This is a genomic window from Aquimarina megaterium XH134 (genome assembly GCF_000520975.1).
In the GTDB taxonomy this organism is placed as follows: domain Bacteria; phylum Bacteroidota; class Bacteroidia; order Flavobacteriales; family Flavobacteriaceae; genus Aquimarina; species Aquimarina megaterium.
Genome location: NZ_JACB01000069.1, coordinates 12,186 through 37,549, shown reverse-complemented (window position 1 = coordinate 37,549; position 25,364 = coordinate 12,186). Strand labels below are relative to the sequence as shown.

Annotated in this window: 18 protein-coding genes; 7 read left to right on the top strand and 11 right to left on the bottom strand. The window is 32.2% G+C overall.

Annotation, left to right across the window (positions count from 1 at the left end; all coding sequences use genetic code 11):
* The first annotated feature begins 346 nt into the window (after nucleotides 1–346).
* The 5 genes from Z053_RS0126415 to Z053_RS0126395 all read left to right on the top strand — a co-directional run bounded on the left by Z053_RS0126415 (nucleotide 347) and on the right by Z053_RS0126395 (nucleotide 6,864).
* On the top strand, nucleotides 347–4,534 hold the full coding sequence (locus tag Z053_RS0126415) for a M43 family zinc metalloprotease (protein WP_081748345.1): 4,188 nt from the start codon (nucleotides 347–349) through the stop codon (nucleotides 4,532–4,534).
* Between the two features lie 245 nt (nucleotides 4,535–4,779).
* A complete protein-coding gene (locus tag Z053_RS0126410) occupies nucleotides 4,780–5,625 on the top strand; it encodes an N-acetylmuramoyl-L-alanine amidase-like domain-containing protein (RefSeq protein ID WP_025667970.1) in 846 nt (281 codons plus the stop codon).
* A gap of 74 nt (nucleotides 5,626–5,699) precedes the next feature.
* On the top strand, nucleotides 5,700–6,419 hold the full coding sequence (locus Z053_RS0126405; protein WP_025667969.1) for a hypothetical protein: 720 nt from the start codon (nucleotides 5,700–5,702) through the stop codon (nucleotides 6,417–6,419).
* A 12-nt stretch (nucleotides 6,420–6,431) separates the two neighbouring features.
* Nucleotides 6,432–6,659 (top strand): putative signal transducing protein, encoded by a 228-nt coding sequence (locus tag Z053_RS0126400; RefSeq protein ID WP_025667967.1) that lies wholly within the window; start codon nucleotides 6,432–6,434, stop codon nucleotides 6,657–6,659.
* Between the two features lie 4 nt (nucleotides 6,660–6,663).
* Nucleotides 6,664–6,864, top strand: coding sequence for a hypothetical protein (locus tag Z053_RS0126395; protein WP_025667966.1), 201 nt, complete (start codon nucleotides 6,664–6,666; stop codon nucleotides 6,862–6,864).
* On the opposite strand, the gene Z053_RS0126390 is transcribed toward Z053_RS0126395, so the two are convergent.
* The 8 genes from Z053_RS0126390 to Z053_RS30560 form a co-directional block, all read right to left on the bottom strand.
* On the bottom strand, nucleotides 6,843–7,721 hold the full coding sequence (locus Z053_RS0126390) for a DUF4249 family protein (RefSeq protein WP_025667965.1): 879 nt from the start codon (nucleotides 7,719–7,721) through the stop codon (nucleotides 6,843–6,845). The genes Z053_RS0126395 and Z053_RS0126390 overlap by 22 nt on opposite strands.
* A gap of 3 nt (nucleotides 7,722–7,724) precedes the next feature.
* A complete protein-coding gene (locus Z053_RS0126385) occupies nucleotides 7,725–10,358 on the bottom strand; it encodes a TonB-dependent receptor (RefSeq protein ID WP_081748344.1) in 2,634 nt (877 codons plus the stop codon).
* Nucleotides 10,359–10,373: 15 nt separating this feature from the next.
* The gene (locus Z053_RS0126380; RefSeq protein WP_025667963.1) at nucleotides 10,374–11,357 is read right to left on the bottom strand and encodes a FecR family protein; all 984 of its coding nucleotides are present in this window, start codon (nucleotides 11,355–11,357) and stop codon (nucleotides 10,374–10,376) included.
* A gap of 111 nt (nucleotides 11,358–11,468) precedes the next feature.
* Nucleotides 11,469–12,332, bottom strand: coding sequence for a DUF4249 family protein (locus Z053_RS0126375; RefSeq protein WP_025667961.1), 864 nt, complete (start codon nucleotides 12,330–12,332; stop codon nucleotides 11,469–11,471).
* A gap of 51 nt (nucleotides 12,333–12,383) precedes the next feature.
* Nucleotides 12,384–14,717, bottom strand: a complete 2,334-nt coding sequence (locus tag Z053_RS0126370; RefSeq protein WP_025667958.1) for a TonB-dependent receptor — start codon at nucleotides 14,715–14,717, stop codon at nucleotides 12,384–12,386.
* A gap of 77 nt (nucleotides 14,718–14,794) precedes the next feature.
* On the bottom strand, nucleotides 14,795–14,965 hold the full coding sequence (locus tag Z053_RS31700) for a hypothetical protein (RefSeq protein ID WP_160170152.1): 171 nt from the start codon (nucleotides 14,963–14,965) through the stop codon (nucleotides 14,795–14,797).
* 146 nt (nucleotides 14,966–15,111) lie between these two features.
* Nucleotides 15,112–15,672, bottom strand: coding sequence for an RNA polymerase sigma-70 factor (locus Z053_RS0126360; RefSeq protein ID WP_025667956.1), 561 nt, complete (start codon nucleotides 15,670–15,672; stop codon nucleotides 15,112–15,114).
* Between the two features lie 194 nt (nucleotides 15,673–15,866).
* Nucleotides 15,867–16,463: a porin family protein gene (locus Z053_RS30560; protein WP_025667954.1), complete on the bottom strand. Its 597-nt coding sequence runs from the start codon at nucleotides 16,461–16,463 to the stop codon at nucleotides 15,867–15,869.
* Between the two features lie 470 nt (nucleotides 16,464–16,933).
* Between Z053_RS30560 and Z053_RS0126350 the strand changes: the two genes are divergently transcribed.
* A complete protein-coding gene (locus Z053_RS0126350) occupies nucleotides 16,934–17,533 on the top strand; it encodes a TetR/AcrR family transcriptional regulator (protein WP_025667953.1) in 600 nt (199 codons plus the stop codon).
* 60 nt (nucleotides 17,534–17,593) lie between these two features.
* Here the strand turns inward: Z053_RS0126350 and Z053_RS0126345 are convergent, their stop codons facing one another.
* The 3 genes from Z053_RS0126345 to Z053_RS0126335 all read right to left on the bottom strand — a co-directional run bounded on the left by Z053_RS0126345 (nucleotide 17,594) and on the right by Z053_RS0126335 (nucleotide 23,666).
* Complete coding sequence (locus Z053_RS0126345; protein ID WP_025667951.1) at nucleotides 17,594–21,103, bottom strand: T9SS type A sorting domain-containing protein; 3,510 nt, start codon at nucleotides 21,101–21,103, stop codon at nucleotides 17,594–17,596.
* 3 nt (nucleotides 21,104–21,106) lie between these two features.
* Nucleotides 21,107–21,568 (bottom strand): hypothetical protein, encoded by a 462-nt coding sequence (locus Z053_RS0126340; RefSeq protein ID WP_035096970.1) that lies wholly within the window; start codon nucleotides 21,566–21,568, stop codon nucleotides 21,107–21,109.
* 472 nt (nucleotides 21,569–22,040) lie between these two features.
* On the bottom strand, nucleotides 22,041–23,666 hold the full coding sequence (locus Z053_RS0126335) for an ABC-F family ATP-binding cassette domain-containing protein (RefSeq protein WP_025667949.1): 1,626 nt from the start codon (nucleotides 23,664–23,666) through the stop codon (nucleotides 22,041–22,043).
* 245 nt (nucleotides 23,667–23,911) lie between these two features.
* Here Z053_RS0126335 and Z053_RS0126325 point away from each other — a divergent pair, with 245 nt between their 5' ends.
* Entirely contained in the window at nucleotides 23,912–25,357 is a 1,446-nt protein-coding gene (locus tag Z053_RS0126325; RefSeq protein WP_025667948.1) for a TlpA family protein disulfide reductase, read from the top strand.
* The last annotated feature ends 7 nt before the right edge of the window (nucleotides 25,358–25,364 follow it).

The window sequence follows — 25,364 nt, the reverse complement described above, 5'->3', positions numbered from 1 at the left end:
GTCTTTGGTTGCTTTTTTGATTCTATAATCAACAACAATACAGATAAAACTATAACCTGAATAGAAGACATTTTATCAATACTTTCCCAATAACTTTTCTACACATAATTTATACACGAACAGAGTTCTAGTTCTTAAACTTCAAATAATATGTATTGTTATTTTTATTATTAGATTATTACATAATTCACTAAAAAAAATAAAAAATTGCATTTCAATTGTTAAAACAATACAAAATTACCAATTACCAACACTATATTATCCCATATTTTATTCCCTATAATTTTGATGGTATTATTGTTAATATAAATACAAACTAACTCTAATATTTTCAATCTTATAACCAATGAAACACAAACTCCAAACAGTAATCACCTTCATACTATTTTGTATGTTGGTAAGCTTTAGCCATGCACAAAACAGATGTGGCACAAAATTATCTCCTGAAGAAGAAGTTAATTTTAAAAAAACAATTAGTAAAGTAAAGAGGTTTAAAAAAACTGGTGTACAGAGTAAATCTGCTGCAACTCCATATGTTATCCCTGTAGTATTTCATATTTTACATAATGGAGAAGGCTCTGTTAGTAAGGCAGACATGAAGTGTAGAATTGATGACGTCTTTAAAACAATCAATGGAGATTATAATGGTACATTCCCTGGGTTTAATCAAATCGACCCAAGATTCGAATCTATTAAAGATAAAATGAATATTGAATTTATTCCAGCCACTGTAGATCCCGATGGAAACACTATGGATACCCCCGGTATGGATTGGCAGGCTAACGCTAATATTGCATATGGTTATGACCCTAACATTTATAAATATATGTGGTGGGGCAAAAAAAACAAATACTATTTAGACGTAGTTGTTGTAGATGCCCCTAATGAAAAAGGAGGTACCAATGGATCAGGACATGCCTTTCTTCCAATTCAGGATGTAATACCTCATGTAACTTATAATTGGAGGTATGTTGGTAGTACCTGCGGATCACAATCTGCACCTGGATTTGAAAAAGTAATGACTCACGAATTTGGTCACTATTTTGGATTAAGACATACATTTTATGAAAGTTGCGATGCTACTAATGATGGAATTGATGACACTCCCCCAACTACACAAGCAGAAGGATGTGAAAGAGATAAACTAAATAATTGTGGTGTGTATGCGAATCTTGAGAATCATATGGACTATAATACCAGTTGCCAGAATATGTTCACAAAAGGGCAAGTAAGCGCAATGACTTATTGGTTAGAAGATAGTACTGAAGCATTATATTCTAGACGTTTACTTTGGCAGGATAGTAACTTAAGCTCTGTAGGAATACTTAAAAGAACTCCAATAGCAGATTTTGCAAGCGATTACACAGCCGTTTGTGATGGAAAATCTATCACTTTTGAAGATCTTTCATTAGGCTTACCTACTTCTTGGCAATGGCAATTTGAAGGCGGGTCGCCATCAACATCTTCAGAAAAAAATCCTGTAATACGATATGATAATTCTGGAATATACAAAGTTCGCCTCGTTGCAAGCAATGACTCTGGACAAAACACAGAGGAAAAAACCAGTTATATTTATATAAACCAAAAAACATCATCGGGACAGTCAGAAAATTTTCAAGGACAATTCCCTCCTACAGAATGGGATGTTATTAATCCCGATAAAGGATTTGGTTGGGAAAAAAGAAGTGATGCCGGAAATGGAGACAGTTCTAGTATCATAATGAATAACTCTGACAATGCAATTGTAGGAGAAGAAGATTTTCTTAGATTACCATATTATGATTTCTCTTCAGCAAAAAATAGTCAGATGTATTTTGATCTTGCCTATACAAAGTTTGATGATGCCAGTCCCGACAAATTGAAGGTACAAGTATCTAAAGATTGCGGAAATTCATGGACAGATGTTTATTCTAAAACACATACAGAATTAGAAACCAAAAGTGTAACCACTGGTCTTTCTAACGGTTGGATTCCTAAACAAGAATCTGATTGGAGAAAAGAAATTATTGACCTTAGTGCTTATGATGGTGAATCTGAAGTAACCATTAGGTTTATGAATATATCTGGATACGGAACCAGAATATGGATAGACAATATTAATGTCTTAATTAATAACGATACTGCTCCGGTTTCTGACTTTTATTCTAGCAAAAGAGTTTCTAATTGTAATAGTACCGAAATCTCTTTTAAAGATGTTTCTGTAGGAAACCCTACTTCCTGGAATTGGACATTTGAAGGAGCCACTCCTTCTTCTTCTACAGATAAAAATCCTAAAGTAACCTATAACAATCCGGGGTCTTACAACGTATCCCTTACAACAAGTAATGCTAATGGCACTGGTAATACAATAACAAAAAATGCATATATAACGGTTACAAATCCAACAAAAAACTCTTTTACAGAAGGGTTTGAAGGGAGTTTCCCACCATCTGGATGGGAAATCATAGATAATGATGGAGAATTAGCTTGGGAAAAAAGTAATGCTGCAGGTCGAAACTCTTCCTCTTGTATGATTATGAATAATACAGATAACGAAGAAATAGGAGAAATAGATGAAATTATTCTTAATCCTATAGATATGTCTGGCGGAGAAACTACCTTTTCTTTTGATTTGGCATATACCAAATTTGATGATGACAGTAAAGACAAATTAAGAATATTGGTATCTACCAATTGTGGAAACTCCTGGACAGAAGTATATTCAAAAACTCATACAGAACTAGAGACCGTAGCAACAACAGACGATCCAGATACCTGGATTAATGAAATTAACCTATGGGTACCCACACAGGATTCACATTGGAGAACAGAAAATGTATCATTATCTCAATTTAGTGGAAAAGAAAATGTATTGATCAAATTAGAAAACACATCTGGGTACGGAACTAGAATTTGGATCGATAATATGAAATTCGATATTGAAAACTCTAGTGGAAATAATTTATCTGCACCAACAGGATTATTGGCATCTAATGTATCAGAAACATCATTAACGTTGTCCTGGGACTCAGCACCAAGCAATGAGCAAGTAGTTGGCTATGACATATATCAGGACAATGCAATCGCTACATCTGCAACAGGAACATCTGCTAATATTACAGGATTAACTGCAAATACACCATATCAATATAAGATAAAAGCTAAAGATGCTTCAGGTAATACTTCTGAGTTTAGTAATATCGTAAACGTTACTACTTCTAGCGAACCAAGTCCTACTTGTACAGATGGGATTCAAAATGGAGATGAAACCGGAATAGATTGCGGAGGTTCTTGTGAACCGTGTAACCCTTCGTCTTATTGTACTTCTAATGGAAGTAACCCTAATGATGAATATATTAGTCGTATACAATTAGGAAGTATTGATAAAACTTCTATAGCAGAGAATGGTGGGTATAGTGATTTCACATCAGAGTCTACACCACTACCAAAAGGAGCAGCTCAAACGATTACAATTACTCCAACATGGTCATCAACTGTGTACTCAGAAGGATACAGTGTATGGATTGATTACAATCAAGATGGAGATTTCGAAGATTCTGGTGAACAAGTATTTAGTAAAAGCCCTTCAAAAGACACTTCAATAAAAGGAGAGTTTACGGTACCAGATGGAGCAAAAAATGGAAATACGAGAATGAGAGTATCTATGGCATACAATAAAATCCCTGATACTTGTGAAACATTTGATTATGGTGAAGTTGAAGATTATACCGTTTCTATAGAAGGAGTAACATCTACCCCTACTTGTACCGATGGTATCCAAAACGGGGATGAAACCGGGATAGATTGCGGTGGAAGCTCTTGCTCCCCATGTAATAACACCGATGGGATTGTTTATGTAGATATCGAAGATCTTACAGTTACTTCATCTAATAGCTGGGAGTTCTTCCGTATCGAAGTTGGTGATGATAAAGATTATGGCGCGTGGTACACTAGTAATTCGGTACGATTAGTTACATATGATAAAGATATTGTATGCCAAGGAAATGAAGGTAATATAACCCTAATAGGTGAAGGTGAAGGAATTGATGGTTCTGATAATTTTATAGCAAAATCAAACAGCTATACTATAAGTTCATCTTCTTATACAACTTGGAATGGTAAATCAGGATTTATTGGATTTACCTTTAAGATAAATGGAAATACACATTATGGATGGTTTCATATATCTGTAGCTAACGATGGTTTATCTTATACAATACTGGATTATGCATATAATAAGAAACCAAATGAGATCATTTATACCCGATCTTCAAATGCAATAAATAGCATAGCAAACAAAGGAATTTCTGAAAACAAAACATTCACATCTCCTAATCCTTTTATCGATACTTTTGTGATTAACACTTCAAAACTTGACAAAACTAATATCACGGTTAAAGTATTTGATATACACGGAAAACTTCTGATACAAGAAGAATATACAAAAAACCCTAGGTCTATAATTTTAGGGAGTGAGCTTAAAATGTCTGGGATTTATTTTGTTCAAATACAAACAAATTCAAAAATGGAAACATTAAGAATTCTTAAGTACTAAATAACTTTAAATTTATTTTTGAAAAAAGGCTTGATTATGATATCATAATCAAGCCTTTTTATATTGTCGACAAAATGTGTAATTGTCCATAAAACATTTAAGAATCCCGTAATTCTTCATATCATCACAGATACCTTTTTAGTTTTTATGAAATCTTATCGAATAAATCCATCAGATATAGTAGCTTTTTGTATTTTAGAACGTATTAGAATTAAAAACTAAGCCTACTTAACATATAGTAACAAATGAACAGTAAACCTCTTATCCTTTTTTTCTTTTTAATGACATGTGCTATTCAGGCGCAAGAAATTATCTGTTCTGCAAAAGATAAAGAAATCTTTACCACCAGAATTACAGCTTTAAAAAAAGAATACACTCCAAAAACTGCTTTTGGAGAGACTCTGGTGTTTGTTGGAAAAACTTTTTTAGGTACTCCTTATGCCGCCAAAACTCTGGAGATCGGGTCAAAAGAATCCTTGGTGATTAATTTTCAGGGATTAGATTGCACTACTTTTGTAGAAAATGTACTGGTTTTAAGTCTAATGCTTAAGAATGAGAAAGAGGATTTTGAATCCTATACTGCTTATCTAGAAAAAATACGTTATAAAAATGGGGAATTAGATGGGTATGCTTCACGACTACACTACTTCTCTGAGTGGATTACTAATAATGAACAAAAAGGCATTATAAGAAATATTACAGGTGATATTGGTGGAATAGAAATAGAGAAAGATATTAATTTTATGAGCACACACCGAGAACTTTATCCTTTTCTTAAAGATGATAAAAACTTTAAAGGCATACAACAATCCGAAATTAATATTAGCCAATCATCGGTATGCTTTTTACCAAAAGATCAGATTAAAGAAAATGAAGCATCAATACTATCTGGCGATATTGTCGCATTAACTACTTCAATCAAAGGATTAGACATTACACATACAGGGATCGCTATACGCAAAGAGAATGGACGAATTCATCTATTACATGCATCTTCAAAGGGTCAAGTAGAAATCTCTACGCTTCCACTGGTTGATTATCTTAAAAAGATAAAAAATAATACTGGAATTATTGTTAATCGGGTACTGTGATCTTTTACTAAACGATCTCTTTAATCTTGTATAACTTAACCCAAATTGCTAATTTAGTAGAGCTAAAAAAAAAGATGTTATTTCCCAGGACAAACATAGAGCAACAACTAGGTAAACTACGGGATAAAGAATTTAATGCCTCTACCTGGAAAGAACAAGTATATGCAATCTTTTCGGAAGAAGAGAAACACGAGAATCAAATTCTTAAAAACCTGAAAAATTCTTCTCATGTAGTTCAGAATGTTTTTGATCTTGATCACATAGAAACCCGCAGCATATACCATCTGGATCAAATCAAAAAAATCTGTATTACCTATCGATTACGTTTTTTGGATTCTAAATATTTTAAAGGAAAGTTGCCCTTATCTGCAATTTCTGCTATTAAAAACCTTGAGAAAAAACATCAAACCGAATTAAAAGGATTTAAAATTATTGCGCCATCTAAATTATTTAAATTAGAAAATGCTGATGATCCCCTACTCTTTGCTCCTATGGGTAATGACTATTTTTATTTAGTGCATAAATGGGGGAATGATTTACACCCACTTCGTAAATTTATGATGTGGTTTTTTAAGAGTTTTGAAAATTTACTCATACTCACTTTTTTAGTAAGTCTTTTACTTACATTTATGGTTCCAGAAGGTATGTTCACTAAACACAGTACTACCTCAACATTTATCATGATTTTATTCTTTATGTTTAAATCGGTAGCAGCTGTGGTGTTATTTTATGGATTTGCACTTGGAAAAAATTTTAATACTGTCATATGGAACAGTAAATATTTTAATGCTTAAACAAATAACACTATGTTTCCTGACAGTGAATATGAAAGAGTATATACAGGTAGTTTAATTAATGTTCAATTTTTACAAACAATATTGCAGGATAAAGGCATTAACTCTATCACCCGGGATGATATGAAGTCTGGTATGATGGCAGGTTTTGGAGGTGGTATACCTGACCATGTTCAACTATTTGTAAAAAAAACCGATGCAAAAAATGCGCTCCCAATTATCAAACAAAACTTAACCTAAAATTATGGAAAACGAAGATAAATCACCTCGCAAGACCTGGGACTTAATGATCGGTATTGCTCTTGTTTTATTTGGAGGTTTACGATTATATAATAGATTACAAGCTCAGGCAGAATGGGACTTCAGAGTCATGATAACCATATTATTTATTGGTTATGGAGGCTATCTAATTTACAAGCATTTTCAAACTCCGTCTAAAGATTGAATCGGACCTAGTGTCATCGTTTTTTCTAATAATCGAAATCCTGCAAATACACCATAACCTCCTTCTCCTTCTATATTATTAGGCGGTATAATAGGCTGAAAGAAAGGGTTTGATATTTGGTCTTTATTTAAGAAAGAAGCTTTTAAAGTGGTAAAAATAAGCTCATCTACATTTGCGACTTTCACAGTAATTTCTAAGCTTTCGTTTGTATTAAAGATTGTTCCATTTGCAGATATACTTAATCCATCTCCATTTACATCAGTGGCAAATCTTTCAATATCAAAATTTGCAATAGAGCGATTTTCTTCTGTACTATTGGTCACATTAAATAATGCTCCTACGATATAAAAATTATTTTCGCCCTTTATATCATCAAAACTTACACTAAGATTCTCTACAACAGCACCATCTACAGCTCTAAACCCAACCGCCGCCGATACATTTTCTGTTTTCATAACAGGAATAACACAAGTGGCTTTAAATTCTTTTCCTTCTGCTAAGACATTTAGAGTATACCTTTTTCCCGGTTCTATCAAGAATTCGTTAGATGCAATCTGATATAACTTATTATCGCTAGAATATCTTAATTCTACTTCTTCTTGGTTTTCATTTTTGATAACTACTACTGCATCTTTAATGATTAAAGTATTTACAAAATCTGCTGGTTCGAGTTGTAAAGGTTTATCAAATACAGATATTGTTTTAGAAACTTCAACTTTTATTACTTCTTCTTCTGGAGACAAAAAGCCATTAATCAAAACTAACTTCTCTCCTTCTGGTCTATTTTTTATCTCTTCTTTTAAATCTTCGCAACCTAAAACGATAAAACCTATGATTAATAAAATGTAGAGTCTCATATACTAAAATTTTAAACTATAATTAAACGACGGAAGAAACTGAAATAAGTACCTTCTATATAAAACATTAGGAGAACTTTGATTTTCGCTAGCAATTTCATAATAAAAAGGGTTTTTTCTCGCATATACGTTATAAAACGAAAAGCCCCATGTTCTTTCTCTATTACGTTTTGTGATTTTATGAAATTGAATTCCCAAATCTAAACGATGAAAATTTTCTCCTTTAAAATTATTTTTTTCTGTATTAAACAGTAATATATTATCATTATTGTTTACATCCTCTATCGGGAAATTATTACCCGCTGCAACTCCTAATGTATTAGGGAGGTTGTAATTAATTCCTGATGCAAATAACCAATTACCAGAAATCGTTATTCTTTTACTAGGCTTGTAAATCCCTACAATAGAGAAATCATGTCTTCTATCATAACGTTCGTTAAATACCTTCCCTCCATTTAAATCTTCAAACTGTCTTTGCGACCATGATAAAGTGTATCCCAACCAACCTGTTAGTTTTCCTTTCTTTTTTCTAAGTAAAAACTCTGTTCCATATGCCCAGCCTTTCCCTGTAGTAATGCCATTTACAAAATCAACAGTTCGGATAGAACCTGTAATTTCTCTCACGCTTTCGAGACCTGCAAAAGAAGCGCCTTCTTTGAAGGCTATAATATCATCCATTTTTTTATAATACCCTTCGATTGTTAATCCAAATATGTTATTCTTGAAATCCTTTGCTACCCCTAAAGCAATTTGCTCAGAAAGCTGAGGCTTTAACCGTTCTGTAGAAGACACCCAAAGATCTGTTGGTAATCCCAAACCACTATTAGATAACCTATGTATATACTGATTCATTCTTGCATACGAAGCTTTTAATGTAAGCAAAGGATACAATTTATAAGCAACAGAAAGTCTCATCTCTGGTTTAAAATAACCTTTAGATTTATGCTGAAAATGACTAAACCTTAAACCTGGATATATGCTAATCTTATCGTTAATTCTCCAATCATCCTCAATATATATTCCACTCTCAACGGTTTTTATTTTTTGGGTATTTACAATTTCATCTTCATTAATATTTCTAATATTAATTTCTTTTGGAGTAAAATCATGATAGGTAGAAACTAAACCAAACTTAAATGTATGATTAGGTGCAGGATAATAATTAAAATCGAATTTAACTCCATAATCGTTGATCCCAGAGCTTGTTCTAAACGCAGAACTTCGATTCGCTCCTCCTCTATCATCTTTACTAACTGTAAACTTATAATTACTAAATATTAATGATGTATTAGAGAAGAGCTTGTTATTAAATTCATGATTCCAGCGTAAAGTAGAAGTTATATTACCCCAAAGTATTTTCTGCTTAGATCTTTCATTCTCAACAACAGTTTTATTTCTATATTTATCTTGCCCATAGTATGTACTCCAGTACAATTTATTTTTATCATTGATAACATGATGAAGCTTAGCATTAACATCTGTAAAATAATAAGCAAGTTTCTCGTCCTTGGCCATTAATGGTAAAAGTAACAGATCTGCATATGTTCTACGACCACTAATTACAAAGGATGTTTTTCCTTTTTTTATGGGTCCTTCTAACAATAGAGATGAAGAAATCAAACTAATATTTGCTTTTCCAGCAAATTTTTCCTTATTCCCATTTTTAGTATTTATCTTCACTACAGAAGATAACCTTCCGCCATACCGAGCAGGAAAACCTCCTTTAAATATTTCTACGGATTTAATGGCATCTCCGTTAAATATGGAAAAAATTCCAAAAAGATGATTTGAATTATAAACTGTAGCTTCATCTAGTATGATCAAATTTTGATCGGGTGTTCCGCCACGAACATAAAAGCCTGTAGAACCTTCGCTTCCTGATTGTACCCCAGGTAATAACTGTAAGGTTTTAATAGCATCTTTTTCTCCCAGGATTGTAGGAATATCTTCAAAAAATGAAGGGCTTAGTTTTTCAGAACTCATCTGTGTGATCTGACTTTTACTTGTTTCCTGATCAGAGTTTATAATAATTTCATCCAGATATTCAGTCTCTGGTTCTAAATTTAAATTTATCGTAATATCAGAGGTAAGGTCAATGCTTTTCTTAATGTTTTTATACCCCACAAATGAGATTAATATCTGATGATTGCCCTCTGGGATAGAAAGGGAATAAAATCCATAATCATTGGTTATTGTACCTGTATTGAGTTTGGGGATATAAATAGATACACTACCCAAGTATTCCTGGCTTCCTTTTTCAGAAATATACCCACTAATTGTGTACTTTTTTGGACGTTTATAAATTAGTAGTTTTTTGCCCAAAACCTTGAATTGATACAGTTTCGAGGGAAATAGATTTCTTAATATCTTAGCTAAAGTTTTTTCTTTAGCATTAACCGATACTATTTTAGAAATATCTATTGCGCTATCAGAATATCCTATCGTAAAATTTAATTTTGTTTCTAACTCACCTAAGACACTGGCAATAGATACATTTTCTTTAACTAAACTAATTTTTTGATCTAAAATTTCTCCCTGGGTATAACCACTAAACCCTCCTATAAAAAGCGCTACAAATAGTACCCTAATCACTTTTATTCTCACTAGAAAATTAAATCGGCAATTTGATTTTTGCAAAAAGAATAATGTTTTTTAAGAATTACAATCTCCTTCTTTTATAACAATATTATTCGAATCATTTTTTTCATATGTGACATCAAATAATATTTTAAGAGTTTCCAAAACATCCTCAAACGATTCGTTGTCAAAGATAGTGGTTAACGTACAATTAGCAAATTCTCGACTCTCGATAATTATGTTCTTATTGTAATACAGTTCTATATCTTTAATTACTTGTTCTATAGAAGTTTTTTCAAATTTAAGTACTCCCGATTTCCAGGAAGAGAAATTTAGGCTTTTATTTGAAGTTTTTATCAATTTGCCACTCTCTTTTGCTGTTACCATATCTCCCGGAGCTAAAATTTCTTTATATTTTTTTGATAAAAACTCAACACTACCTGTTACCAATACAAGCTCTACTTCTTTTGTATTAGCATTATTTTTTAGGTTAAATGACGTACCTAAAACTTTAGTTTGTGTGGTATTGGCAATAACAACAAATGGTTTCTCGGGATCTTTTGTAACTTCAAAAAAGCCTTCTCCTTTTAGGTTTAATTGCCTGCTATTTCCTTTAAAATCCTTTTTATAAGTAAGTTGACTACCTTCATTAAGCCATACTATAGAGTTATCTGGTAATATAAATTTGTTTTCTGCTCCCGTTTTTGCCAGTAAAATTACTTCAGTATTAAAAAGTGAATTAAAATAAAAGCCTAAACCAATCAAAAGCACAATAGAGGCTGCGATTTTAAGATAAACATTATTTAATTTTGGTTTCTTCTTTACTGTAGCATTTATGCCAGATTCAAATTTACTCCATTGTTCATCTACATCAATTTTATCAAAATCCTCTATATTTTCTGAAGTACTCCATATGCGTTTAACATCTTCAAAATAGGTTCTATTTGATTCGGATTCGGCAATCCAATCCTCTACAAACTTTCGTTCATCATCTTGTACGTCATTTTGTAAATAACGTGTTAAAAGTTGTAGTATGTGATCTTCTTGTTCGATACTCATTTCTGAAATTAAAATCTGGCTCTAAAAGTAATAAATTATTAAGATTATGTTGTCAAAACAACTTTAAGTTCGCTTTTTAAATAATAGTCTACTCGATTTTATCTTTTTTGTTTAAAAAGTTTCTTCCACTTCTGTTAATTGATATCCTGCAAAAACACCATATCCATTCTCTCCTTCTATATTGGTCGGAGCAATAACTGATTCTGCAAATGGATCTCCGTCATTAAAATCATTTAAATATGTTGCTCTTAGCGCTTCGTATAATATTTTTTCTGCATTGGCTACCTGAATCTTTAACTTGGGATTGGGTAATGCACTATCGAATAAAGTAAAAAATCCATCTGCTGTAATTACAGAATTTTCTCTACTTACATCTGTTGCAAACTGTTTAAACTCGAAATTTATATTTTCTACTTGATTACTAGTTGTGCCTCCTCCATTATCAAAAGACTGAGTGACTATGGCACCTATGATATAAAAATTGTTTTGATTTTTGATATCCCCTACAGTAACTTTCAACAAGCGATTCTCAGAGAATTCACCTTCTTTTACCTGAATATCCTTCTCTATCCTTTGTACAGATTCGGTTGGTATTGTACAAGATGCTTTATATTCTTTACCTAGAGCCGTAATCTTCAAAAAATATTTCTTGCCTGGTGATATTGCTAAACCACTTGCTGGTGCTTCATAGCTTAAAGATGCATCTGTATATACAAGTGCCACCTCATTGTTTTCTTCATCTGCTATCACTACGGTAGCATCTTTAATAACCATATCTTTAACATTGACTGTCCTTGATGCCCTTGATTTAGATCTTGACACTTGCACTTTTAATGTGGTATCTTGTGGTGATAAATAACCATTAATAACTACAAGCTGTTGCTTTTCTAATAAATCACTTGCATCTACACTTGTCTCGCAGCTTACTAAACAAATGCCTAGAATTATTAATAGTATACTTTGAAAATATTTCATCTGTGTATCTTTATATTTTTCTAATAATTTTGACCTTATTGATTTCACTTTTTAGAATTTATAGGTATAATTAATTGATGGAATAAACTGTAGGATTGATACTTTTTTAAGTTTAGCATCATCAAAATAATAATAGAAAGGATTCTTTCTTCCATAAATATTATATATCGAAAATCCCCAGGTACGCTCCCTATTCTTTGAAAATCGTTTATGAAATTGAATTCCTAAATCTAAACGATGATAATTTTCTCCTCTAAAATTATTTCGCTCTGTGCTAAAAGGTGTTCCTCCATTAGAGAGATCAGGTATTGTTATCGGAAAAGTACTTGTGTTTGATAATGACTCGGTATCCGGAAGATTAAAATTATTACCCGAAGAAAACAGCCATGTTCCCGATAGTGTAATACGATCATTAGGCTTATAAATCCCCACCAAAGAAATGTCATGTCTTCGATCATATTTTGCAAAGAATTTTCGCCCTTGATTTAGCTCATCAAATTGTCTTTCTGACCACGATAATGTATATCCTAACCAACCTGTAAGTTTCCCCGTTTTTTTACGTAATAATAGCTCTGTACCGTAAGCCCAACCTTGGCCTGTGGTAATATTTTCTTCCCAATCAATTTCTTTTCCTGTTCCCAAGTCTTCTAATAATAAGAATGAAGCGCCTTCTTTATATGCTATCACATCATCCATTTTTTTATAATACCCTTCGACAGTAATAGAATATCCATCATCCATAAAATCTTTTGCCACTCCTAATGCATATTGTTCAGAAACCTGAGGTTTTAATTGATCTGTAGAAGATACCCAAAGATCTGTAGGTAACCCTATTCCCGAGTTAGAAAGTAAATGAATGTATTGATTCATTTTAGAATACGAAGCTTTTAGTGCCAAATCGGGTTTTACATTCCAGGCAATAGTTGCTCTTGGTTCCAGATTAAGGTAATCTGTTGATTTATATTGAAAATGAGTTAACCTTAACCCAGGAGAGAAACTTAGCGTATTGGTAATTTTCCAATCATCCTCGAGATATAAAGCGCTCTCTAGAGATTCAATTTTTTGTGTGATATCAGAATTACTTTCTCCTGTTTCTCTTATCCTGGATTGTTTTGGCACAAAATTATGATATGTAGATGCCAGTCCAAACCGTATAGAATGCTTAGGGTTTGGATAGTAATCAAAATCTGCTTTAATTCCATAATCATTGATTCCGGAGTTTGTTTTCAATTTAAAAATTTCATTCTGAAACTTTTCATCAACTTTAATTCCAAAGTTATAATTACTAAAAATTAAAGAAGTGTTAGAAAAAAACTTATCACTAAATTGGTGATTCCATCGTAGTGTAGAGGTTATGTTACCCCAGAACAATTTTGTTTTTAAATCATCCCCTGCTTCCTTTTCTACCGCATGAAATTTATCTTGTCCAAAATAATTACTCCAGTATAGTTTGTTTTTTTCATTAAAAACATGGTGTATTTTAAAATTAAGATCCATAAAGTAATAGCCGGCTTTTAGATCTGATTTTTGAAAAGGTTTAGACAATAAGTCTGCATACGTTCTTCGCCCACTAAAAATAAATGAAGTTTTTCCCTTTTTAATTGGTCCTTCTACCAATAGAGATGAAGATATTAACCCGACGTTTATTTTTCCGCTCAGCCTTTCTTTATTTCCGTTTTTTGTATCTATTTTGAGTACAGAAGACAATCTACCACCAAATCTTGCCGGAAACCCTCCTTTAAAAGTTTCTATAGACTTAATAGCATCTCCATTAAATACCGAAAATATTCCAAATAAGTGGTTAGAATTATACACAGGAGCTTCATCTAGTATGATCAGGTTCTGATCCGGGGTTCCTCCTCTTACAAAGAATCCTGCACTTCCTTCATTACCTCGCTGAATCCCTGGCAATAACTGCAATGCTTTGATTACATCTTTTTCTCCCAGAATAGCGGGAATATCCTCTATTTCTGAAGGTTTTATAGAGACAACACTCATTTGAGTTACCTGGCTTTCATTCACCCTTCTGTCTCCATCTATAATAACTTCATCAAGGCTTTCGGTTTCTAGTTCCATATCAAAATTAAGTGCAAGATCACTAGTAAGATCAATCGATTTTTTAATGGTCCCATATCCTATAAAAGACACAATCAATTCATGTGTTCCTTCAGGAATGGTAAGTGAAAAGAATCCGTAGTCATTGGTAGAGGTCCCCACTGCACTACCCGGAATATAAATTGATACAGCCGGTAAATATTCCTGACTACCTGATTCTTTTACATACCCACTAATTGTATATTTTTCTACTGCTTTTTGTTGGCTAAATATTTTACTAAAGCCCATAAGTATCACCCAAAAGGCAAGAATTACTTGTTTTGTTTTCAATTTTCTAAAAAGTTTAATGATTATATATTCAAAACACCTATTATGATCAAATCATTGATTTTATATTCTAAGCGATATCATAACACTATTCTTTGAATCCATAATCGTTGAATCTTATGATAATATGAAGTATTGTCAGAACTCTCAGAAGCCCACTGTTGTACAAATGTTTCTTCTTCTGGTGTTGCTTTATCCGAAAAATATTTAATTAAAGCATATTCTAAGTTAATTTGGTTGTGCATATTCATAACAGATCTCATTTTAATAAAAATTATATGTTATTCTTTCTCTCTACAACAAAGCATTTTACATTATCTCTGTATAGTTAGTCATCTATATGACGAATAGAAAAGAAGTTACACGTAACCGGAAAGTAAAAAAAAATGAAATTATTTCATAAAAAACTGATAATCAACACTATAAAAACAAATAAAACTAATGCTTTTATTTTTTTAAGGGCATTACTGATATGAGTTTCTACAGTTCTTTTGCTAATATTAAGTTCATCGGCAATCTCTTGATTGGTTTTTCCTTCGAACCGACTAAGCATAAAGATTTTTTGATTTTGATCAGGAAGAGTCTTGATAGCTTTATAGATTTTTTCCTGTAATTCTGTTTTCGCTATTTCTTCATCGTCTTCTTCTATAAGAATAGACGATTCTTTTTGAATGATATCCTTATGTTGTTGGCGAATATTATGAATTTTGATATAATCCAAACATCGGTTTTTTACAGATGTATATAGGAATGATTTTAAAGAAGTATGGATGATAAGTTCATCTTTTCTTTCATAGAGTTTTATAAATACTTCTTGTGTAATATCTTGTGCTGTATCCATGTCCAAAACATATTTTTTGGCATGTATAGTAAGTACTTTAAAATATTGCTTAAATACAGATTCAAAAACTTTGACATTTTTGTTTTTGATTTGTTCTATGATAAGTTGATCACCCAAACGTTGATTTTGAAAATTATGCTATCAAATATCTTGCAAAGATAAAATTACATTACTTTAAAAAAACGATAAACTTACCAATATGTTACAAAAATTAAAGAAATTTCCTCTTCTCTTATCACTTCTTAAAGCAATAAAGAATACAAAAGGGTATTGAAATTTGCTTCTTCCAATACCCCATTAACAGCAAATAATTAGAAATTAAATCTATACGATACCCCTACTTGCAAAACTTCGTTAAATTGATTTTTTTCTCTATAAAGAGATTGTTGTGAAAAATTGTGAAAATCTCCATCAAAAACATCCAATGTTCCCCTTTTATATCTGGCCTCTACCCCTATTCCATTTTTAAATTCGTATCCTAAACCAACCGCGATCGAAACATCAACAAAAGTAACATCATTGCCTTCATCCCTGTTTACAATCCCTACCGGAGTATCATCTACATCAAAATCAATCCCTGGCGCAATTAAAAAATGTAAGCCTGTATTTTTAACATAAAACTTATTTGTTGCAGATATCGAAAGATAATGAATTTCGACATCGCTCCCTGTAGGAAATTTAGTATTACCCCCTTGATTTGAATATCCAATTTCGGGTTGAAGAGCATAAAGTTTTGAGAATCTGATATTCAATAATGCTCCTAAATAAACTCCAGGTTTAGTTTCTAAATTTGAATCAGAAAGATTAGAAATATTAACTCCACCTCTTAACCCAAAAGATGTCTTCTTTTGTGCTGATGCGATTCCGAAAATGCTAATACATGTACATACTAATAAAAGTTTCTTCATTGTAATAAAAATTATATGTTTTACTTTTTAGAGAATAAAGCATTATGCTTCATCTTTGTTCATTTATCAATATGACGTATAGAAAAGAAGTGACACGTAACTAAAAAGTGAGAAAATTTCAAAAAAACTACAAATAACTAAGGGTCAATATTATAAAATAGTTAAACCCAATAATTTTATTGTTACAGTGTTGATCACTGTAGTTACTAATATTCTTTCCTCAATAGTAAACTCTTAAAGTACCATGAGGATAGTGTTTTTTTCTGAAGAAGGTTATTCTACATCCTTATAATCTTATAATTTTTTATCTCGTTTATATAAAAAACAATCAAGGATTAACCTTTATCCATAGATATTTTCACATAACTTTTTGGTTATTTATGTTGTAAACGATTAAGTTTGAAAAACGGAAAACAAAAAGGCAGAACTACTTTATACTAAGTAGTTTGATTTTAGTAAACTTATCAAACGTGGGAAGAAAATCTATACTCAAAAATAGAAAAGAAAAGAACCAAAAAGTAGAACAATGGACCCTGGCAATACTCCCTAAATTAAAGACTACAGATTTAGGTGAACTAACCATGGATGATCTGGCTTTGCTTATGAAAAAAAGTAAATCTACTATCTATCAATATTTCACTACGAAAGAAGAGATTTTTGAATATATCACACAAGTAAGAATAGATTATTTGTATACTTATAAAAATCAGATTACTGAAGAAATTTTAAAATTAGATTACAAATGTGAAACTCTAGGGCGTATTCTTATGGAAGGAGCTAAGGATGTTTCTTCTTTTTTTTTAAGACAATTACAAGAACATTATCCCACAGCATGGAAAATTATTGAAGAATTTTTGTGTGCATTACTCGAAGATCTAAAACAATTTTACATCTTAGGAATAGAAAACAATATCTTTAAGCCCATATCGTCTGAGCTTCTTGTTAAATTAGATGAATACTTTATCAGGCAATTAATTACTGACGATAATTTCTTTGATCAGACTGAAGAAACATTAGAATCTATAATGAGAGATTATATGTTTTTAAAATTTGAAGGGCTAAAAAAATAAGTATACCTATAAGCAGAAACTTATAGGTATACCATATCTTAGCGTTATAACAAAATAAGCTTACCTAATAACAATTCTTGTTGTATTTGTTATCCCACCATCTCCAAAAACCTTAACCAAATACATTCCTGATTTAAGATTTTCTAGGGACAACGTTTGTTGAGATTCATTTAGTGTTCCAATTCTTTTTGAGTATACGAGTCTACCACTTATCCCATATATTTCGACTACACTGTTGTTCATTGTGGTTCCTGATGAAATCTGTACCTCTCCATTAGAAATTGTTGGATATAAAAGAGCGCCTTCTGAACTTCGAGGAGGTTGTACTACTTCTTCCTGTTCTTCTGCGACCAATTGTTCTTCTGGTGCATTTATAGAGCGAATAGCCCAACCAAAGGAAGTAAATAAAGGATCAGAAATTAATCGAAAACGTACCGCAATAACATCTCCTTCCTGAAAAAAGTCTAATAAATTGATTGATTGTTCTTTAAACAACTCATCATTTATTGTTGGAGAAGGGCCAGAATTAAAGGCATCTGTCCATTCTGGAAATCTTTGTGCATCATAAGCATCTAATCGTACCCAATCTTTTAAGTTACTAGAAGCTTCTATAGTTACGTAATCATAAAATTGACCCGGTGCAGGATCAAATTCTGTGATTGCAACATCCTCGTATATAAAATTTCCATTCTCTGCATTAACAATAATAGGATGCCTTAAAACAGTACGATATTCTGAATCATTTAAATAGGGATGTGCAGAATTATTAAGAACCGCCTGACTTACTGTTTCATTAACTGTATTGATAACAAACTCTCCTCCAAAAGTATATACATCAGACATTTCAAAAGTTGTAATAGATACAAGGTTTTTTGGAACTGTATAGTCTATAATATCAAATGATGTCGACGAAGCAACAGATGTATCTCCTGTACTATCAACGGCTTTCAATCCAACAGTATGGTTTCCTTCTGTTAAATTCTCTATCGTATAAGTAAACTCGGTACCTTGCTCGATATTATCTGTAATTTGTGCGATTTCTTCTCCATCTAAATACACTATTATTTTCTCTATTTCCTCATTTTCCTGTACATAAGTAATCGCTGCATTCTGATTTTCTACAGATTCTTGCGCTGCGGCAGTAATTGTTGGAGGGGCATAGTATGTAGGAGGTTCATACCCTTCTAGTTCCTCAAGAGTAGCGGTCCAAACTCCTCTACCATGAGTTGCCATAACTACTTCATCATTTACAATTTTCATTTGCCAAACAGAAAAAGCTGGTAATCCAGCCAGGAGGGACCAGTGTGCTCCTCCATCTAATGTTTGAAACACCCCAATATCTGTTCCTACCCAAATTCTATCTTCATCAAAAGGCATTTCTACCAAACTATGAATTGCGACATCCGGAAATCCTCTATCTTCTCCTGTAGAAAACCCTGAAATATCTTCCCAGGTTTGCCCTAAATCTTCTGTTTTTAATATTTTAGCAGCTCCCTGTCCAGAAAATAATACATAAGCTCTATTCTCATTTGTAGATGAAGTTTCTACTCCTGAAATAAAATAATTATGATTAACACCGTCTCTTGGGTCAGAGAATAAAGCTGTAGGCTCATAAGACACTCCATTATTCTTAGAAACATGAATCACATAACTTCCTGATTCTGTCATTGCATTACCAGCCCATACAATATCTGGGTTAGCTGTTGACACAGAAACATCTAATGAACTTGAAGCTCCTACCGAAAAATTATTTGGAATAGAAGTTAATTGCCATGATTTTGCAAAATCAGGGGATCTCCAAACTCCGCTAATAGAAGGGCTAAAGAGTACATTAGGGTTATTATTTGAATTTGTAATTTTAGAATAAAAAGGAGATGTTCCTGCACCCGATTCTCCATGCCTTGCATTAAATCCTTGACCATTCTCATAACGTACAAAACCATTAAATTGAAAACCTCCTATATACTCATCAGGATTATCATAATTCCATAATACTTCAAACCCGTCTCCTCCAAGAATAAATTGATATGCGGTTTCATCGTTTGCTCCATTTTCGGTAAATGATATCCAGGTTCCATTATCTTGTGCTCCAGCCATATAATCTTCTGTACCGTTACGTTTATCGGCTCCATAAAACTGTGTGCAATTAAGTCCTACTGCAGAAGTAGACCAATCATTAAGCGTTGTTCCCGGTTCGAATAGATAATCGGTATGATATATTCCTCCATCATTAGCTAGGATTAATTTAAACTTTTTTTCTTTTCTTTTCTTAATCCATGTTAAACCATGTTGATCTACGTGAACATAATTATTTAATTCGCCATTATAACCTGCTGCGATAGGCTGAAAAGTATAACTTACTGGTCCATCTTTACTTTTAATACCAGTTCCTGCTTTAACTATTTGTACTCTATGCATCACTACTCCTCCTGCATAAAAAACATTTTCGTTAAAAGGATGTGCTCTTATTATGTTGTCATACCATCCTTGCCCAGTAATCAAATTTCCTGCTGCAGGAGTTCCTTCAAAACCAATTAATCTAAACGTTTCTCCTGCATCACTGGTAAGATAAAAATCGGTATTCACTGCAGTAGTTGCTCCTCCACTACCAGTGTACACCGAAATGAAAACTCTATTCGGGTTAGCTGGAGAAACATCAAGCTCAAAACGTGAATGGTTTGAATTGTAATCATCTTTATTCAACACTAAGTCCCATGTTAATCCACCATCTGTACTTTTTATTACTCCTACACTATTTACGCCTCCATATAGAGTATTAAAATTAGTAGGATCATAATTAAGATCCTGAACATTTCCTCCACTATACGTATTCTGCCATGTTACTCCTCCATCCGAGGTAACATAGACACCGTTTCTACTTGCTACAACAAGGTTATTTTCATCTTCAGGATTTAAGGCCAATCGACCAACTCCTCCAAAACTTTTGGTGTTATTGAGATATTCCCAACTGCGGCCTCCGTTTACACTTTTTAAAACACCTACTCCTCCTATTGCATCTAAATTATTAAAAGGCTCACCTGTCCCCAGGTACAATGTTTCGGGGTCGCTTGTCCCCACTGCAACAGTAGATGTAGACAGGTTAGGTATTTTATAATCTGTAAGATTCTCCCAGGTGGTTCCAGCATCTTCGGTTACCCAAAGTCCGCCACCAACTGTACCGGCATACCATTTATCATCATTATCGGGGGCCACTACAATACCACGTATCCTACCTGGCACATTTACAGGCCCTCTTTCTTTCCATTTAATAATGCTAGAGTTCTTGGCCGTAGATCTATTTTTCATAGCTTTTTGATGTTCTGTCATCAAAAAACCATCCTTATAGGTAGATTCTTCAGCGCCAATAGGTTTTAAAAGATTTGCCTTATACTCTGCTATGATTTCAATTCCTTTCTTCTTGTTATAATCTTTCTTTTTTTTGAGTTTTTTAGAAGTTTCTACAGTGCTTATTTCTGTATGCTCTTGTTCTTGATTTTTATCGCATGCAGAATAAACAATTAGTAGAAAGATAAGAAAAGCCAATCTTCGAAAATAAAATTTGTGTGTCATGAGTTAGTTGTTTAAATTAATAATTGTTATTTGTATTTGTGTATCTGACAGCAATAAATCATCAGGATTTTCGGAAGTCGGTTTTTGTTCCATCCCGATGTAAGGAATAAGCTTTATAGAGGTATTATCATTCCAATCAACATTAGCTCCTCTAAAATAGCCTTGTTTTATAATTTTTTTTGTCGCAGTATTATATACCGTATATTCAAAATGAGTAGCTGGATCTCCTGGTTTTATTACCTTTTTAATATGAAGCTCCATAGACTTATTTCTGTTTAGTTTTGAAATAATCATATCATTTTTCATAGATGTTAAGGGCTGATGAGAAGGTTTATCTTGAGTGATTTTATCTTCTGCGGTTTTACACTGAGCAAAAGAAAATATGGTTAAACCAAAAAAAAGGATACTTATAATTTTTCTCAATAACATCGATACTATTTTATAAATCGCTTGTGAAAGTTTCATTAACTACTCGTTAAACCGGCAATTACTTTCGATTTTTGGGGAAGGAATATGGTGAAAGCTTATACTTTTATATAAATAATAAAAGACAACCGCATAACATACCTCTAAAATAGTTTTTATTTTTTTAAAAATCAACTACTTACCACTTGATTTAACAAAATAAATGTAGCTTAGTTTTATGCACACCGAAAGTTTCTGGATGATTGTTTTTTAACTTAAAATCCAAATATGTTACTTAACGAGGACAACTAAAATTTTAAGATTTTATCAATTTATGCACTAACTTATATTATAAGCAGAGCTAACCACATATTTTGAAATCATCTTTTTAGAATTTTCAAAATAAAATCTTATTCTTAAAAACCGCTTTAGTTACCCTCTCCGTTAAGGAAACACTTTATGTAGAAGAAGTATAGAGTTATAGGGTATAACACTATAATTAATTTATCATTTGTTGATTTTGATAATAAAATCAAACACTTACGCCATACATTTTTTCTCGAAGCTCTTTAATTTTTGGATCACTCATATATTCATCGAATGTGGTGTAACGATCAATAACTCCATTAGGTGTCAGTTCGATAACTCTGTTACCCACAGTTTGTGCAAACTCGTGATCATGAGTAGTAAATAAGACTGTACCCTTAAATTTTTTCAATGAATTATTAAATGCAGTAATCGACTCTAAATCAAGGTGATTTGTAGGTTCATCCAGCATCAATACATTTGCTCTTGTCATCATCATTTTAGATAACATACAACGAACTTTTTCACCTCCAGACAATACATTTGATTTTTTTAATGCTTCTTCGCCACTAAAAATCATTTTTCCTAAGAATCCTCTAATAAATACTTCTTCTCTTTCTTCTTCTGTAGTTGCCCATTGGCGTAACCAATCGACTAATGTAAGATCATTCTGAAAATATTCACTATTATCTGCAGGCAAATACGATTGAGTAGTGGTAATTCCCCAGTTAAACTTACCTGAGTCCGCCTTTTGTTTATTATTTAGCGCCTGATAAAATGCGGTTGTAGCTCTTGAATCTTTAGAGAAGACAACAACTTTATCTCCTTTGGTTAAGTTAATATCAATATCTTTAAATAATGTATCTCCGTCTTGACTTGCAGCTAATCCTTCTACATTTAGGATTTGATCACCCGCTTCTCTATCTCTTTCAAATATTATAGCAGGATAACGGCGACTTGATGGCTTAATATCTTCGATATTAAGTTTTTCTATCATTTTTTTACGGGAAGTAGCTTGTTTAGATTTTGCAACGTTTGCACTAAACCTCGCAATAAACTCTTGTAATTCCTTTTTCTTCTCTTCTGCTTTTTTATTCTGTTGGGCTCTTTGTCTTGCTGCTAATTGAGAAGATTCATACCAAAACGTATAATTACCACTGTAGTGATTAATCTTACTAAAATCAATATCCGAAATATGTGTACATACGGCATCCAAAAAGTGACGGTCGTGAGATACTACAATAACTGTATTATCGAAGTTTGCCAAAAAGCTTTCTAACCATGAAATAGTTTCATAATCTAAGTCGTTTGTTGGCTCATCCATTATTAAAACATCTGGATTACCAAACAAACATTGTGCTATCAATACTCGTACTCGTTGTTTAGTATCAAGATCAGACATTTGTGTATAATGCAATTCTTCTTTGATACCCAAGTTAGAAAGCATTGCTGCTGCATCGCTATCCGCATTCCAGCCATTCATTTCTTCAAACTGTACCTGTAATTCACCTATCTTCTCTGCATTTTCATCTGTATAATCTGCATAGAGAGCATCTATTTCTTTCTTTATTTTATAAAGAGGCTTATTCCCCATAATCACTGCTTCTAATACAGTATACTCATCATATGCGTAATGGTTCTGTTCTAAAACAGACATTCGTTTACCTGGCTCTAGATGTACATGCCCCGATGTAGGCTCCATCACACCAGAAAGAATTTTAAGAAACGTAGATTTCCCAGCGCCATTGGCACCAATAATACCATAACAATTACCTTGTGTAAAAGAAGTATTTACTTCATCAAAAAGTATTCGTTTACCAAATTGAACAGAAAGATTAGAAACTGATAGCATGAGTATGAAAATTGTAAGGTTTAAATTTGCCGCAAAAGTAGAAAAATGGATTCAGAACCTGAAACAATCTATCATTAATTTATGAGGTTTATTCTGTAGTTTATTTATCATCAAAAACCCAAGAACTGAAAGATTTTAATAGCTCAATTCGTTAATCTGCATAGAATTAACTTATAATTAACAAGCGTAATAGGTGTTTCCCTTTATTTTTGGACACAGAGTAAGTTAATTTTATAGCGCCAAAAATGCAATTTTCAGTACTAAGATATTTTATCCAAGTTTCTTTTTTATCATGCTTTGTATGCAGTTGTGGTTCTTCTGAAAAAGATAATAAAGAATATACTTATTTTGGCGGTGAAATTGTAAACCCTAATACGAACTATGTTATTTTATCTAAAGGTTACGATTATAGAGATACCATACAATTAGATAAAAATAATAGATTCCTACACAAAATAGAGAATTTAGAAGATGGATTGTATTCTTTTAAACATAATCCAGAATATCAGGTGGTACTCCTTGAGAAAGGAGATAGTGTATTAATTCGTTTAAACACTTTAGAGTTTGACGAATCTCTTGTTTTTACAGGTAAAGGTTCTGGAAAAAATAATTTTTTAATCGATTTGTTTTTACAAAACGAAATTGAAAGAGAACATTTAAAAAGAACAGGCTTTATGCAGTCTGCTTCGTATTTCAAAAAAAAGCAGGATTCTTTACTAAACATAAAATCGGATGCTTTTGAAAAGTTAATCAACAAAAATGAGTTGAGTAATTTGGCAAAAAAACTAACTCAAGCTAGTTTCATATTTGAATACTACATGAGGCATGAGTTCTATTTTACCAGTCGTTATAAAATGGGAGGCCCCGATGCAACTAAAGAATTATCTACCTCTTTTTTTAATTATAGAAACCAGATTGATTTTAATGATGATGAATTAAAAAGACTATATTCTTATAATTGGTTTTTAAATTGCTACTTCACTAATGCTTCTATTTCTAATAATGATAATGGATTACAACACGATAATAACTTAGAGAATTTTATTTACAAGCTGGATTTAATTGATAATGTTGTAGAGCATTCATACATAAAAAATAATCTATTAAGAAGATCTACTATTCGTTTTTTACTGGATGATAGTAAAAATAATGAAGAATCAAATAAAGCTTTAAAACATTATCTTTCTGTAAGTACCAGTAATCGATCACAAAAAGAATTAAAAAAACTTGCCAGGCATATTTCAAAATTAAGACCCAATAAAGCTATTCCTGATCAGGATTTAATTACTTCAAAAGGTGAAACCGTTAAATTATCTTCACTCTTTAGTAAACCGATTACTGCTTTGTATTTTTGGTCTATAGAAAGTAAAGATCATTATGTAAAAGCTCATGAAAAAGCAACCTACCTTAGCTCTTTATACCCTGGTATTGATTTTATTGCTGTAAATATTGACCCTGATCAAACAAAAAATTGGTTAAAAACTATTAAAAGGCATGGGTACAATTTAGATAATGAATACGAGTTTAAACATCCTAAATGTTCTTCAGAAGAATTGGTAATTCATTATAGAAATAAAGTTATTCTTGTAGATCAGAATGGTAAGATAATAAATCCTAGTACAGATTTGTTTGCATCTGTTTTTGAGAAACAGCTTATGCAATATACACAATTGGCAAGTTTAGAAAATTAAAAAGCCA

What these genes read in the sequence shown, in the direction of transcription:
- Z053_RS0126335 (WP_025667949.1), bottom strand. Translation starts at nt 23,666, where the DNA reads ATGCTATCAGTTTCTAATCTTTCTGTTCAATTTGGTAAACGAATACTT.
- Z053_RS0126375 (WP_025667961.1), bottom strand. Translation starts at nt 12,332, where the DNA reads ATGAAATATTTTCAAAGTATACTATTAATAATTCTAGGCATTTGTTTA.
- Z053_RS0126345 (WP_025667951.1), bottom strand. Translation starts at nt 21,103, where the DNA reads ATGACACACAAATTTTATTTTCGAAGATTGGCTTTTCTTATCTTTCTA.
- Z053_RS0126380 (WP_025667963.1), bottom strand. Translation starts at nt 11,357, where the DNA reads ATGAGTATCGAACAAGAAGATCACATACTACAACTTTTAACACGTTAT.
- Z053_RS30560 (WP_025667954.1), bottom strand. Translation starts at nt 16,463, where the DNA reads ATGAAGAAACTTTTATTAGTATGTACATGTATTAGCATTTTCGGAATC.
- Z053_RS0126405 (WP_025667969.1), top strand. Translation starts at nt 5,700, where the DNA reads ATGTTATTTCCCAGGACAAACATAGAGCAACAACTAGGTAAACTACGG.
- Z053_RS0126400 (WP_025667967.1), top strand. Translation starts at nt 6,432, where the DNA reads ATGTTTCCTGACAGTGAATATGAAAGAGTATATACAGGTAGTTTAATT.
- Z053_RS0126395 (WP_025667966.1), top strand. Translation starts at nt 6,664, where the DNA reads ATGGAAAACGAAGATAAATCACCTCGCAAGACCTGGGACTTAATGATC.
- Z053_RS31700 (WP_160170152.1), bottom strand. Translation starts at nt 14,965, where the DNA reads ATGAATATGCACAACCAAATTAACTTAGAATATGCTTTAATTAAATAT.
- Z053_RS0126325 (WP_025667948.1), top strand. Translation starts at nt 23,912, where the DNA reads ATGCAATTTTCAGTACTAAGATATTTTATCCAAGTTTCTTTTTTATCA.
- Z053_RS0126415 (WP_081748345.1), top strand. Translation starts at nt 347, where the DNA reads ATGAAACACAAACTCCAAACAGTAATCACCTTCATACTATTTTGTATG.
- Z053_RS0126410 (WP_025667970.1), top strand. Translation starts at nt 4,780, where the DNA reads ATGAACAGTAAACCTCTTATCCTTTTTTTCTTTTTAATGACATGTGCT.
- Z053_RS0126390 (WP_025667965.1), bottom strand. Translation starts at nt 7,721, where the DNA reads ATGAGACTCTACATTTTATTAATCATAGGTTTTATCGTTTTAGGTTGC.
- Z053_RS0126340 (WP_035096970.1), bottom strand. Translation starts at nt 21,568, where the DNA reads ATGAAACTTTCACAAGCGATTTATAAAATAGTATCGATGTTATTGAGA.